The sequence below is a fragment of the Bellilinea sp. genome, from assembly GCF_053501535.1.
In genome coordinates this window covers 20,022-32,397 of the sequence record NZ_JBRCOK010000028.1, presented here as the reverse complement: position 1 = coordinate 32,397, position 12,376 = coordinate 20,022, and the positions used below count along the sequence as shown (strand labels likewise).

General features: G+C 53.8%; 14 protein-coding genes and 1 other annotated feature. Of the genes, 6 read left to right on the top strand and 8 right to left on the bottom strand.

From position 1 onward, the window contains the following. Positions 1-32 precede the first annotated feature (32 nt). The 3 genes from truB (at position 33) to ACWIZX_RS03120 (ending at position 3,364) form a co-directional block, all read left to right on the top strand. The gene (gene truB / locus ACWIZX_RS03130) at positions 33-938 is read left to right on the top strand and encodes a tRNA pseudouridine(55) synthase TruB (protein ID WP_322792594.1); all 906 of its coding nucleotides are present in this window, start codon (positions 33-35) and stop codon (positions 936-938) included. A 67-nt stretch (positions 939-1,005) separates the two neighbouring features. After that, positions 1,006-1,935, top strand: coding sequence for a bifunctional riboflavin kinase/FAD synthetase (locus ACWIZX_RS03125; RefSeq protein WP_322792593.1), 930 nt, complete (start codon positions 1,006-1,008; stop codon positions 1,933-1,935). Next, entirely contained in the window at positions 1,925-3,364 is a 1,440-nt protein-coding gene (locus tag ACWIZX_RS03120) for an FAD-dependent thymidylate synthase (protein WP_448334778.1), read from the top strand. The genes ACWIZX_RS03125 and ACWIZX_RS03120 overlap by 11 nt, the downstream gene beginning before the upstream one ends. 1 nt (position 3,365) lies before the next feature. Here the strand turns inward: ACWIZX_RS03120 and ACWIZX_RS03115 are convergent, their stop codons facing one another. Continuing rightward, the gene (locus tag ACWIZX_RS03115) at positions 3,366-3,983 is read right to left on the bottom strand and encodes a thioredoxin family protein (protein WP_448334777.1); all 618 of its coding nucleotides are present in this window, start codon (positions 3,981-3,983) and stop codon (positions 3,366-3,368) included. Positions 3,984-4,072: 89 nt separating this feature from the next. Here ACWIZX_RS03115 and ACWIZX_RS03110 point away from each other — a divergent pair, with 89 nt between their 5' ends. Further along, on the top strand, positions 4,073-4,573 hold the full coding sequence (locus tag ACWIZX_RS03110) for a ClbS/DfsB family four-helix bundle protein (RefSeq protein WP_448334776.1): 501 nt from the start codon (positions 4,073-4,075) through the stop codon (positions 4,571-4,573). A gap of 4 nt (positions 4,574-4,577) precedes the next feature. Here the strand turns inward: ACWIZX_RS03110 and ACWIZX_RS03105 are convergent, their stop codons facing one another. After that, positions 4,578-5,189 (bottom strand): inorganic pyrophosphatase, encoded by a 612-nt coding sequence (locus tag ACWIZX_RS03105; RefSeq protein ID WP_322792589.1) that lies wholly within the window; start codon positions 5,187-5,189, stop codon positions 4,578-4,580. A 112-nt stretch (positions 5,190-5,301) separates the two neighbouring features. Beyond that, positions 5,302-5,595: a binding site (T-box leader), on the top strand. Positions 5,596-5,641: 46 nt separating this feature from the next. Here ACWIZX_RS03105 and trpS point away from each other — a divergent pair. Together trpS and ACWIZX_RS03095 are read left to right on the top strand one after the other, a co-directional pair. Next, entirely contained in the window at positions 5,642-6,691 is a 1,050-nt protein-coding gene (trpS, locus tag ACWIZX_RS03100; protein ID WP_322792109.1) for a tryptophan--tRNA ligase, read from the top strand. 41 nt (positions 6,692-6,732) lie between these two features. After that, the gene (locus ACWIZX_RS03095) at positions 6,733-8,112 is read left to right on the top strand and encodes a TrpB-like pyridoxal phosphate-dependent enzyme (protein ID WP_322792108.1); all 1,380 of its coding nucleotides are present in this window, start codon (positions 6,733-6,735) and stop codon (positions 8,110-8,112) included. Between the two features lie 75 nt (positions 8,113-8,187). On the opposite strand, the gene ACWIZX_RS03090 is transcribed toward ACWIZX_RS03095, so the two are convergent. The 6 genes from ACWIZX_RS03090 to ACWIZX_RS03065 are packed head-to-tail and all read right to left on the bottom strand — an operon-like array spanning position 8,188 to position 12,375. Beyond that, a complete protein-coding gene (locus ACWIZX_RS03090; protein WP_322792107.1) occupies positions 8,188-8,358 on the bottom strand; it encodes a hypothetical protein in 171 nt (56 codons plus the stop codon). A 10-nt stretch (positions 8,359-8,368) separates the two neighbouring features. Next, entirely contained in the window at positions 8,369-9,067 is a 699-nt protein-coding gene (locus ACWIZX_RS03085) for a cytochrome c biogenesis protein (protein WP_322792106.1), read from the bottom strand. A gap of 20 nt (positions 9,068-9,087) precedes the next feature. Beyond that, entirely contained in the window at positions 9,088-9,771 is a 684-nt protein-coding gene (locus ACWIZX_RS03080) for a heme exporter protein CcmB (RefSeq protein ID WP_322792105.1), read from the bottom strand. Then, a complete protein-coding gene (gene ccmA, locus ACWIZX_RS03075; protein ID WP_448334775.1) occupies positions 9,768-10,502 on the bottom strand; it encodes a heme ABC exporter ATP-binding protein CcmA in 735 nt (244 codons plus the stop codon). The genes ACWIZX_RS03080 and ccmA overlap by 4 nt, the downstream gene beginning before the upstream one ends. 6 nt (positions 10,503-10,508) lie before the next feature. After that, positions 10,509-11,537, bottom strand: a complete 1,029-nt coding sequence (locus ACWIZX_RS03070) for an SHOCT domain-containing protein (RefSeq protein ID WP_448334774.1) — start codon at positions 11,535-11,537, stop codon at positions 10,509-10,511. Further along, positions 11,515-12,375: a c-type cytochrome gene (locus ACWIZX_RS03065; RefSeq protein WP_448334773.1), complete on the bottom strand. Its 861-nt coding sequence runs from the start codon at positions 12,373-12,375 to the stop codon at positions 11,515-11,517. The genes ACWIZX_RS03070 and ACWIZX_RS03065 overlap by 23 nt, the downstream gene beginning before the upstream one ends. Position 12,376 lies beyond the last annotated feature (1 nt).

Genomic DNA, 12,376 nt, shown 5'->3' with positions numbered 1-12,376 from the left:
GGGGAAAGATTCTTCGCAAGGAATTGCATAAGATGAACGATAACACAAACCCAAACAACACCATCTCAGGCGTGCTGGTCGTGGATAAACCCGTCGGCTACACCTCTCATGACATCGTCCAGATTATCCGGCGAGGGACGGGCATTCGCCGGGCAGGTCATACAGGTACTTTGGACCCGCGAGCATCCGGCGTTTTGGTTGTTCTTTTGGGTCCGGCTGTTCGACTCTCCGAATACGTATCTGCCTCAGACAAGCGTTATCAGGCGGTCATTCAACTGGGCACAACCACCGACACCTACGACGCCGATGGACAGATCCTGACCAACAATCCGGTCAACATCACCGAAGAACAGTTTGTGGCAGCCTTGCAATCGTTCATTGGCGAAATTGAACAGGTGCCTCCTCCCTACTCCGCCGTAAAAGTAAAAGGACGCAAAGCCTACGAAATGGCCCGCGAGGGTGAAGAGATTGATCTGCAACCCCGCAAAATAACCGTGTACAGTCTGGAACTGCTGGAATGGGCACCCCCTGAGGCAGTGATTGATGTATATTGTTCGAGCGGCACCTACATCCGTTCTCTGGCAAATGATTTGGGCAAAATGCTGGGCTGCGGGGCGCACCTGGTTGGCCTGCGGCGCACCAAATCCGGACGCTTTACCCTGCGGGATGCCGTCCCGCTGCGGAAACTCAAAGAAGCCTTTGAACAGGGCAACTGGTATCAATACGTCATCCCGGCTGCCGAAGCCCTCTCCGACTGGCCATCCGTGGAATTGACCAGTGAACAGGTGGAAGCCGTACGGCATGGTCATCGCATCCCCGGCAAGGCGGGCATTGGAAAAATGACACGCGGCATCAGCGAGCAGGGAGAGCTGATTGCTCTGCTGGAGTTTGACCCGGCCACCAGTGAATGGCAGCCGAAAAAAGTTTTTTACCAGTAGCCGGCGACCATAAAACCGTACCTTCGCTGCCGGCTTTACTGGCTAAAGCAGCCTTTTACAGGTGATCATGCAGCATTATTCCTCCTTTGAAGAAGCCCCCCCCTCACCCGTCTGGTTGACAATCGGCGTGTTCGATGGCGTACACCGCGGACATCAAGCCATCCTGCGCCGACTGGTAGAGGGCGCGCATCACGACTCGGCCGCCAGTCTCGTGGTTACCTTCCATCCGCACCCGGCTGTTGTTCTGGGAAAAATCGAGAATCCGCGCTATCTCACCTCTCCTCAGGAACGCGCCAGACTGCTGGGAGAAGCGGGTGTGGATATGATCATTACACTTCCTTTCACCCTGCAAATGGCGGCTTTAAGCGCGGAAGAGTTTATGCGCTGGATTTCTTCGCGCTTTGAAATCCGGCAAGTGCTCGCCGGTTCAGATTTCGCACTTGGCAGAGGGAGAGAGGGCAACCTTACCCGCCTGAAACAGATTGGTGAACAAATGGGCTTTGGCTTGCAGGTCATTCAACCCGTTTTGCTGGATGGTGAGCGGATTTCCTCCAGCCTGATCCGCGATCACTTGCAAAAAGGCGAGGTGCATCAGGCAAGCCGTCTGTTGGGAAGATATTACCGCATCAGCGGCAGCGTTATTCATGGGGATGGGCGTGGCAAACAACTCGGTTTTCCAACTGCCAATCTCCAGTTTTGGGAAGAACAACTGTTGCCGGCCGGCGGCGTGTATGCCACCTGGGCATGGGTGAGCGGTGTCCGTTATCCCTCGGTCACCAATCTCGGCTTTCGGCCGACCTTTGACCAACACAACCTGCAGCCCCATCTGGAAACCCATCTGCTGGATTTTCAACAGAATCTTTACAATCAATCGCTCGCGCTAGACTTTGTCCAGCACTTGCGTTCCGAAATTCGGTTTACTTCGGTGGATGCACTGATTGAACAGGTCAATCAGGATAAGAAAAGGGCTGAGGAGGTGCTCAAATATGCCCCCTAAACGACAGGTTTATTTGCTCGACCCGAAAAATCTCCCCCCTGAAACGATCGCCGTCACCTTTGCCAAAACATCACGCTCTCCCCAGCGGTTCAGCGAAATTGCCGCTGAATTGACTGATGAAAAAAGCGCTGAATTTCACGAAAAGTGGGTTGTGGGTTATGGGCACGCCTCAGTAGCCGAACATGCCGTGCTGCACATCGCGGTTGAAAATATCTCGCGTCTCGCCGTCGAAAGCCTGGAATCCTGCCGCCTGGCTTCTTACACCGAAAAATCCACCCGTTACCAGAAGTGGACAAAAGAAGATTACCATCTACCGGCCGAGCTGGAAGATCATCCGCTGAAATCGCTCTATGAGGATACCGTGTTAGGACTTTTCCAGGCTTATGAGGAGGCTCTGCCCCATGTCCGCGCCCTGATTCAGCAGCAGCACCCCGCCCGCGAAGGGGAAAGCGAAACCGCCTGGGAAAGGCGCATCCGCTCAAAATATGTGGATGTTGCCCGCTTTTACCTGCCGGCTGCTGCGCTGGCCAATGTCGGCGTGACCATCAATGCCCGCGCCCTTGAACATACTCTCTCCAAAATGCTCAGCCACCCGCTCCGTGAAGTGCGTCAGGCTGGTGAGGAAATCAAAAGCGTTGCTCAGGCCTGCGTGCCCACCCTGGTCAAATACGCCAATCCCCTGCCCTATTTACAAAATTCCCGCCAGCAATTGCAGAAACTGGCTCAACAATTCTCACCAGATTCTGTGCCGGCGGATTGGTGCAGGCTGATTTTCTGGGATGCGGAAGCCGAGGAGCATATTCTGGCGGCGGCTCTTTACCGTTTCGCATCACTTGACTATACGCAGTGTTTGTCAGCGATTAAACAGGCTGACCCCGCTCTGCGCCGCCAGATTGCCGAAACGCTGCTGGGCAGCCTGGAAAAACACACCATCCCCCTGCGTGAACTGGAGTATTCCAGCTTTACTTTTGATCTGGTTCTCGATCAGGGAGCATATTTCGAGCTCAAACGCCACCGCATGATGACCCAGACGCCTCAGCCATTGTCCACCCATCTGGGGTATGCTTTGCCGCGCGCAATTGTCCTCGCCGGACTGGAAGACCACTTCCGGCAAGCCATGCGGATGGCTCATCAAGCCTATCAGCAGCTGACAGCCTTCAATCGCGAAGTGGCGGCTTATGTCGTACCAAATGCCTATAACCGCCGTGTTTTATTGCAAATGAACCTGCGCTCGGCTGACCACCTGATCTCTCTGCGCAGCGCAGATAATGCTCATTTTTCTCTGCGGCGGGTTGTTCAACGCATCGCCGAGCAAATCAAACAGGTAATGCCGTTATTTGCCCCCTTCCTGCGCAACAATCCTGCCGAAACCTGGCAAAGCATTCAGCAAAATTACTTTCAGGAAACCTGTGTGATGATCGAAGAATAAGTCAAGGGGTGCCACTCACCTCATTCAATCCAAGCAGGTCCAGAATTTCCCGCACGGTTTCGGACTGCAAGCCTTGCTCATACCATTCTTCCATCTCAACCAGTAACTGATCCAACACATCCTTGAGCATTTGCCGTTTTTCTTCGGCAGATAAATCTGCCCGGCGACGGATTTGTTCAACTTCGGGATGCGCTAGTTTCCACTCCGCCAGCTTTTGATGCGCCGCTCGCGGACGCTCGATCCAGGTGACCAGCGGTTGAAACTGCTCATCTAAAAAAGTGGCAACCGGAATGCTGGGAATATCCTGACTTTGATAAAAAGAGCGCAAATTTTGCCACTCGCGGCGGATAAAGATCCTTACTTCAATTCTTCCGGAGGTTTCGGCAATTTTGACCAGAATCGGCAGCACCATCAGACAATCAGAACACCAGTCTTCGGTCATCACCGCCAGATAAAGAGGTCTGTCCAGCTTTTGAATTTGTTTAATTTCCTGCGGCTGGAGTTTTACCTGCTGCAAACGCCGCCGCATCGGTTTTTGATGCTGGGTCATGCTCTCGACAAATTCTTCTACGGTCAATCCTTGCTGCCATGTTGCGCGGTCTATTGGAAAGTTGGACACAAACTGCCTCCAATTGTCAGGTTCTACCTGATTTTAACCGATATTCGATGCTATACTGGAAAATAAAAGAGCACCTGAGGATGAGTTGAATGGAAACCCAATTGATTGATGCAAGAGACCTGATTCAAACGCTGAAAGAAAGCCATCGGTCCATGCTTAATTTCGTGGATAGCCTTTCTGCAGACCAGCGTCTCCAGCCCGGCGCGTGTGGATTCTGGTCGGTCAAGGACGTACTGGCTCACCTGTTATTGTGGGAGTCCGAGACCATCAAACTCCTTTTTCAGGCTCGTCAGGGAATCAAGCCGTCCACCGTGCACTTTAAAAAAATCAGCGCTGATGAGCAGAATGCCATCTGGTATGAACAGTTCAAGGATCGTTCTTTTGATCGGGTGTGGGGTGATTATCAAATCATCCGCGATCAAACCATCCGCAGAATTAAGGAATATACATCGGAGGAATTGAACAATCCAGCTCTGTTTGGGTGGCTGAAAGGAAAAAATACGCTGGCGAAGATCATCACCAGCGATATTCTCGACCACGAAAAAGAGCATTTGAACGGCTTAATCGCCTGGCAGAAAACCCTTTCTTAATTCATCAACTGCCGTAGGCTTCATCGTAATCGGCTATCGCCGCCTCGATGACTTTCATGGCATGTTCGGCATTATAGACGGAATGAATGTAGGTCTGATTTTCTTTACCCGGTACAAGTTTATACGTACTGAAATAATGCCGCAGCCGTTCAACCAGAACATCGGGTAAATCCTCTACATCATGCGCATTTTCCCAGAATTTATCGTTATGCAGCACACCAATGATCTTATCGTCGGCCTCGTTATTGTCAATCATCAGCAAACCGCCCACTACCCGTACGGTTAAAATCACTTCGGATTTGGTAATAGGCCTTTCACTGATCACGCAAATATCCAGCGGATCACCATCACCGCGCGCCGCCATGGGGGTCAGGTCACCGACCCGTTTTCCGCAGTAAGTCCGCGGAACAAAGCCATACAGCGTAGGCGGCTGAGACGAACTGCGCTGCGGACGATCCACCTTAAGATAACCGGTGGTCTTTTCCACTTCGTACTTGACCAGATCGAAGGGGGTAATTTCAATGTAGGCGTGCACCAATTGAGGAGGGTTGGGTCCGATTTCAAGACCATGCCACGGATGCGGTCGCCAGCGGTAAAAAGGATTCGGGAATGTCAAGGCAAAACTCCTGCTGCGAAAATTTCAACCCACCCTTAAATTATAACCCAACCGCGCCAAATTCATGCTTGACAAATGCCATAAAATCATTATAATCTTCCAAAACACATCCAAAAAGACGATGAAGAGGACGAGTAATCGTCGAAATGGCGGTACAGAGAGCAGGAAGCGGTGAGAACCTGCCCGTACAGCGGCGATGAATGGACCTCGGAGTTGCAGGGCGAACGGGTTTCTTCCCCAGTAGTCTGGGCCGGAGTTGCCACCGTTATCTGGGCAAAGGGTATCGCCAAAATGGCCGTACCCGCAACGAGTGAGGCTGGCTTCTTTCCCCTGTGTGCATCACCGGGGAATTTTTTTACCAGCAGCCTAACTGGGGTGGCACCACGGACCTGTGTTCGTCCCCACGAGCACAGGCCGTTTTGTTTTAAGTCCACCAAATGGAGATTGAGATAATGACCCTTAGAACCTATCGTATCCTTACCGGACATCGTCCCACCGGACCCCGTCACCTGGGACATCTGGTTGGCACGCTTCAAAACTGGGTGCGTTTGCAGCAAACCCATGAATGTTTCTTTCTGGTAGCCGACTTGCATGTGCTCACCACAGATTATCAAAACCCGGCCGACATCCGCCCCAACACCTTAGAAGTGGTTGCTGACTGGCTGGCGGCCGGCATTGACCCCCAGCGCAGCACCCTTGTGCTGCAATCGGCTGTACCGGAACACAGTCAACTGGCTTTACTGCTCAGCATGCTGGTCAGTGAGACCCGTCTGCACCGTGTGCCCACCTACAAAGAACAGGTCAAACAACTGGGTATTCAACCCTCCCTGGGACTGCTGACCTATCCTGTCTTACAGGCGGCCGATATTCTGCTTTACAAAGCATCGCTGGTGCCGGTCGGCGAGGATCAACTGCCGCACATCGAATTGACCCGCGAGATTGCCCGCCGCTTCAACAGCCTGTATGGGGAATTATTCCCCGAACCGGATGCTCTGCTTTCCACCATGCCGCGCCTGCCGGGGATTGACAACCGCACCATGCACACTTCGTATGGCAACGCCATCTTCCTGCGGGATTCTGAAGAAGAAACCACCCGCAAGGTGATGGGCATGTTTACAGATCCCAATCGCATCCATCCTACCGATCCGGGAAAAGTGGAGGGTAACCCCCTTTTCATCTATCTGGATCAGTTTGACGCTGACCGCGAGCAGGTCGAGGAATACAAAGCCCGTTACCGTCAGGGAAAGGTCGGCGATGTCGAAATCAAGCAATATCTGGCGCGCAAACTCAACCAAACGCTTGAACCGCTGCGTGAGCGGCGCGCAAGGTTCATTGCACAGCCTGCCTATTTGCGCGAAATTCTTTATCACGGCAGCAACCGCGCCCGGCAAATTGCCCGCCAGACTCTGGAAGAGGTACTCGGCGCGATGGGCCTGACCCTTGGACTGGCCTTGCAGCCCGAAAGCGGACAAAGCAACCCCGCCGCCGGCGCATTTTGCTAATCTCATTTGTCCATTAATTTCCAATTTCAAGGAGGTTTACCATGTCTGAATTAACCCGTTTCCTGTTGAGCGAAAATGATTTGCCGCGCTACTGGTACAACGTGCTGGCAGACAGCCCGGTGCCCATGCCGCCGGTGCTGCATCCGGCTACCAAAGAACCTGTCACGCCGGATTTTCTCAGTGCATTGTTCCCAATGGAATTGATTCTGCAGGAAATCAGCACCGAGCGATACATCGAAATTCCCGAAGAAGTACGGGAAGCCTACAAACTCTACCGCCCCACTCCCTTGATCCGTGCGCGCCGGCTGGAAAAGGCGCTCGGCACACCGGCTCACATTTACTACAAGTATGAAGGCGCTTCTCCGTCCGGCAGCCATAAATCCAACACAGCGCTGGCACAGGCCTTTTACAACAAAGCGGCCGGCACTAAAGCACTCACCACCGAAACGGGGGCTGGTCAGTGGGGTTCTGCGCTTTCAATGGCATGTGCCTTTTTTGACATGGAACTGGAAGTCTACATGGTCAAGGTTTCCTACAATCAAAAACCCTACCGCCGCTTTTTGATGGAAACGTTTGGCGCAAAAGTGTTTGCTTCTCCCACCAATCTCACCAACGCCGGGCGTTCTATTCTCGAAAAGGACCCGGAAAGCCCCGGCTCGCTGGGTATTGCCATTAGCGAGGCGGTTGAGGTAGCGGCCACTTCCAACGGCGTAAAAAAGTATTCTCTCGGCTCGGTGTTGAACCACGTCTTGCTGCACCAGACTGTCATCGGTGAAGAAGCCCTCAAACAGATGGATTTAGCCGGTGAATACCCGGATGTGGTCATCGGCTGCGTCGGCGGCGGATCGAACTTTGGCGGGATTGCCTATCCTTTCCTGCGGGAAAACCTGCGCAACGGTCAGCGCACCCGCTTGCTGGCGGTGGAACCCACTGCTGCTCCTTCCCTGACCCGCGGCGTCTATGCTTTTGACTACGGTGATACCGCCCAAATGGCGCCGATTGTCAAAATGCACACTCTGGGGCATTCTTTCATCCCGCCTTCCATTCATGCCGGTGGATTGCGTTATCACGGTATGGCGCCTTCGATCTGTGCGCTTTATGATGCCGGTTTGATTGAAGCGGTTGCCGTTCCCCAGCGGGCCACCTTTGAAGCCGCCGTGCTGTTTGCCCGCCACGAAGGGATTGTACCTGCACCCGAATCAGCCCATGCCATTCGGGCAGCCATTGACGAAGCGCTGCTTGCCAAACAGCGGGGCGAAAAGCGAGTCATCTTATTCAACCTATCCGGGCATGGTAATTTTGACTTGACCGCCTACGACGCCTATAATCACGGCCGTCTGGAAGACTACCAGTTGCCCGAAGAAGCCATCCACTCCATCCGTGAGCGGCTGCCTCAGGTGCCTGAGCAAATTGGAGCTTAATGGAACAGATGATTTTTCGTCTCTTCTCCTCCTGAGAGAACAGAGGTGCGCGGAAGTTGCGCACCTCTGTTCTCTCTACTCGTTGCCGGTTGTTTCTTTTTGATCCAGCTCATTCAGCAGGGCTTCATCCTGCTTCAAGTTGCGCCAGCGGATGATCAAACTGGCGAGATAAAAAATCATCACACCAAAGATGAACCCATATCCGGCAATAAAGTAGGAGATCGTGTTGGCGGGTTGATCCATCATTCACCTTCCTTCAGGCTTGAACTTTGAGGCGCAGGCTTTCCACCCGCTCGGCCAACCTGCCCAGCCGAATGCGATGCCACAGCAGGTCAAAGTACACAATGGTGAACGCCAGCAGACTGAACAGGAAAACCTGGGTCATGGTTGGCGTCATGTCAAATGCGCCCATAGCACCGGGGTCATTGCTGCCGATGACCACCGGATGAATGGTGCGGAACAGGCGGATGGAAAAGAAGGTCAGCGGCACACTGAGAAAGCCGACAATTGCGTAGACCGCCCCAAAGCGCGCCCGCCGTTCCGGTTCTTCAATACCGGCGCGCAGCATCAGGTAAGCCAAGTAAACCAGTTCCATGATGGTGGCCGTTGTCAGGCGCGGATCCCACGTCCACCAGGTGTTCCAGATTGGGCGCGCCCAAATGGCACCCGTTACCACATTGATCAGGGTAAAGGCAATTCCAATTTCCACTGCCGCCACTCCGACCGAATCCCATTTGAGATCCTTGCGAATCAGGTAGATGATGCCAACAATCGCCGCCACCAGAAAACTGAGCATCCCCACCCAACCGCTGGCCACATGGAAATAGAACACTTTTTGGACGGCACCCATCACCCGTTCCAGCGGTGCGTAAAAGAACACCAGCGCTGTTGCTGCAAGAAAAGAAGCAATTGCAGCCACATCCAGAACCGTTAATAATTTGGGTTTTTGAAGCATACTGCACCTCCAAAATTAGTTTATTCTTCAACCACCGAATCGAACACCATAAACGCCACCGAAGTAAAGATGACGTCATAAACAACCAGTAAAGTAAACCACGGCTGAATTTCCTCCCAACCCAAACCGGCCAGATAACCGCCGGTGGCTTTGACGGCCGAAACGACCACCGGTACTGCTACTGGAAAGAGTAAAATCGGCAGGAGAATATCACGGGTGCGAGCCTGAACCGCCATACTGGCGAGCAGTGTTCCTACTGCCACATATCCCTCACTGCCTAACAAAATCACCAGCAGCAAACCGGGGATGATCATGTTGGTATTGTACAAAATGCCGTAAACCGGCAGAACAATGAATGCCACCAGGAGCATGAAAAGCAGGTTGGCAAACGCCTTGCCCAGATAAATGGCAGCCCGGTCAACCGGCGCAAGCAGTAAACCATCCAGACAGCCGCGGTCTTTTTCCACCGCCATGGAACGGTTCAGCCCCAATGTTCCGGCAAATGCCAGCGTTACCCATAACACACCGGAAGAGATGCCGGCGCGAACATTGGGCTGCAAATCTAACGCAAAGTTAAAAATAAGGATGACCAGCAGGGCAAACACCAGCATGGCTGAAATGACCTCACGACTGCGCCATTCTGCCCGCAAATCCTTCCAGATGACTGCGCCCATGGCGCTCATAAACGGTGTTAATCCGCTCATCGGACTGCCCCCTGCAGGTTTCGTTGAACTTCCAGCGCCTGCCGGTAAAAAGCCAGCAGGCCATCCCGCGGCAAACCATCCGCCGATCGGCTGGCCGTTATACGCCCGGCGGTCAGCACATCAAAACGCGAGGCCAGGTCTTCCACCCGTGCCAGATCGTGGCTGGTCATTACCACCGTGCGGCCTTGTCCGGCAATTTGCCGTAAAACCCCATCCAGCATATCACAGGCATCCTGATCCAGCCCGGTATGGGGTTCATCCAGCAGCAGCACATCGGGGTCATGTAAAATGGCGCGTCCGATGGCCAGTCTCTGCTGCATTCCGCGCGAGAAGGTGCGCACCAGATCCCGCCGCCGCGCAGCAAGACCGACCAGTTCCAGCACTTCGTTGATCCGTGTACCCAGTTGAGGTACGGCGTACATGCGCCCGTAAAAACGCAGGTTTTCTTCTGCGCTCAAATCGCCGTAGAGCAAAGGTTGATGACTGACCACCCCCAAACGGCGGCGTACATGGGCAGCCTGCTGGGGCAGCCGAAAACCGGCCACCCATACTTCTCCCAACGAAGGCCTTGCCAGCGAAGCAAGGATGCGCAAAAAAGTAGTTTTGCCCGCTCCGTTTGGGCCGAGCAGAGCAACAAATTCACCGGCCTGAACCGTAAAATTCAACTGGCGCAGGACGATTTTTGCCCCAAAGCGTTTTACCAGCGAGCGGACTTCAATCAATGAGCTCATCCAACCTCAATCCAGCATTGCCCGTAAACGTTCTTTCAATTCAGCACGGCGCTGTTGATAGGTTTCTTCGCTCAACTGACCGGATTTATACAGGTCATCCAGCGCGATGATCGCATCCATCAGCGTTTCGCGGCTTTCGCTTTCGGCTGGTGCGTTGCTTTCCACCGCCGGTGCCAATTTTTGCACGCGGACATACCAGTATACTCCTCCGCCTGCAACCAGTACCAGCGCCAGCGCCCCGGCAATCAAGGCGCCCGTTTGACCGGTTTGCAGGTTGATTGGGCTGCTCATGCGCCCGCTGAGGGTCATTTCGAGCGTGCTACCGGCCTGTAAATCGGTTGTGCTGAACAGATCCAACGTTACTCCTTGAATCTGGCGCTGACCCATCGGCTGCAGCTGGCTGCTTTGGAGGGTCATGCTGCCCTGTGGAATCATGACAATCGCAGCATCTACCGGCAGGTTGATAGGGATGCGCACCGTCGTCCGGCGAGAGAGCGGCAGATCATAGGCAAACAAAATCTGGCTGCCGCTTCCGGGGGGAACAGGCTGCGTATCCGCAAAACCCTTTTCAGTCATGATGAACCGCCCGCCAACCGCACCGCTCTGGAATTGTAAATTGGTTGCACCTTCGGGCAATTCAAAATAGACTACCGGTTGGCCGGGTGCCTCACCGCTAATTACTTTGCTGCCGGTGTTGTTCAACAAGAACAATTCCGCAACTTGAATTGCATCGGGATTGGTGAAGTCAAAGAAAACATGCAGACGATCCACCCGTAATGCCGATATATCGGTCGTAGTGTCATAGACCGTGACGGGCAGTTCAATCGGATTACTCAGCGGATCACCCAGATTATGAAACACATCCGAATTGAAGGTAAAACCCTGATAATTGACCGATACGATGAAAGCGCGGCCGGGGACGATTTCGACATCCGGAAAGGTGTAGGTACCGTCCGCTGCTACCTCGGCTTCCGCCCCATACACTTGCGCCATTCCATCATAGCCGGCCAGTTCAGCGGTCAAACCGGCGGGCAACGGTCCGCCGGAGCCGTTGATCTTTCCCCTGAATGGCAACTCGCAAATCAGATGCCGGTTGCGATTGTTCGCTCTGATTTTGATCAGCCGTACCGGGGACAATCTGCTCCAGCGCGGGGGTTTGAACAGCGGGAGAAGTTTCAAAACTCAAAGTACGCGAAAAGGCCGCCAGCGCCAAAATTTGGGAGTCGTTAAATTCGCTGGCAAAGGCAGGCATGTTGCCTTTTCCACGCTGAATAATACTGGCCATCTCCACCAGTGAAAGGGATGCCAGCCGCGAAGTATCATCCCGCCAGCCGGGCGCCTGTGCACTGCCCTGCCCATCAACCCCATGACAGTTCTGGCATTTTTGCTGATACAGTTCAGCGCCTTGTGTCAGCAAATCTTGCGGCAGGGAAAGGCTCAGGGCATACGCCACTACATCCCAGCGTTGACGTTCATCGAGCGAACGGAAAGGCGGCATAAACCGCTCGATATTGCCGTTGGTCACAATCCGGTACCATTCCACCGGTCGCGCGCCTTGCGCCAGCGATAAGTCGCCCAATGGCGGCACGGGCACCGTCAATTGAGAGGCCTGCGCCCCATCCCCCATGCCGCGTTCCCCATGACAGGCGGCACATTTCTCGGCGTAAATCTGAGCGCCGCGCTGCGGGTTGGGCGGAACGGTTGGGTACAAGACTTCACCGGTTGCCGCAGGAGTCTGTTGAGCGACAAAAGACTGGGCATTCGGCGGCGGCGTAACATCTGCTGCCAGCGAAACAGTGCAGCCGCTCACCCCTGCCCAGATGAGGACAAGAAGCAAACCACGAAAACAGGCAGTTCCTTTTTTAAGAAACATG

What these genes read in the sequence shown, in the direction of transcription:
- ACWIZX_RS03080 (WP_322792105.1), bottom strand. Translation starts at nt 9,771, where the DNA reads ATGAGCGGATTAACACCGTTTATGAGCGCCATGGGCGCAGTCATCTGG.
- ACWIZX_RS03110 (WP_448334776.1), top strand. Translation starts at nt 4,073, where the DNA reads ATGGAAACCCAATTGATTGATGCAAGAGACCTGATTCAAACGCTGAAA.
- ACWIZX_RS03090 (WP_322792107.1), bottom strand. Translation starts at nt 8,358, where the DNA reads ATGATGGATCAACCCGCCAACACGATCTCCTACTTTATTGCCGGATAT.
- ACWIZX_RS03065 (WP_448334773.1), bottom strand. Translation starts at nt 12,375, where the DNA reads ATGTTTCTTAAAAAAGGAACTGCCTGTTTTCGTGGTTTGCTTCTTGTC.
- ACWIZX_RS03085 (WP_322792106.1), bottom strand. Translation starts at nt 9,067, where the DNA reads ATGCTTCAAAAACCCAAATTATTAACGGTTCTGGATGTGGCTGCAATT.
- ACWIZX_RS03125 (WP_322792593.1), top strand. Translation starts at nt 1,006, where the DNA reads ATGCAGCATTATTCCTCCTTTGAAGAAGCCCCCCCCTCACCCGTCTGG.
- ccmA (WP_448334775.1), bottom strand. Translation starts at nt 10,502, where the DNA reads ATGAGCTCATTGATTGAAGTCCGCTCGCTGGTAAAACGCTTTGGGGCA.
- ACWIZX_RS03095 (WP_322792108.1), top strand. Translation starts at nt 6,733, where the DNA reads ATGTCTGAATTAACCCGTTTCCTGTTGAGCGAAAATGATTTGCCGCGC.
- trpS (WP_322792109.1), top strand. Translation starts at nt 5,642, where the DNA reads ATGACCCTTAGAACCTATCGTATCCTTACCGGACATCGTCCCACCGGA.
- ACWIZX_RS03120 (WP_448334778.1), top strand. Translation starts at nt 1,925, where the DNA reads ATGCCCCCTAAACGACAGGTTTATTTGCTCGACCCGAAAAATCTCCCC.
- truB (WP_322792594.1), top strand. Translation starts at nt 33, where the DNA reads ATGAACGATAACACAAACCCAAACAACACCATCTCAGGCGTGCTGGTC.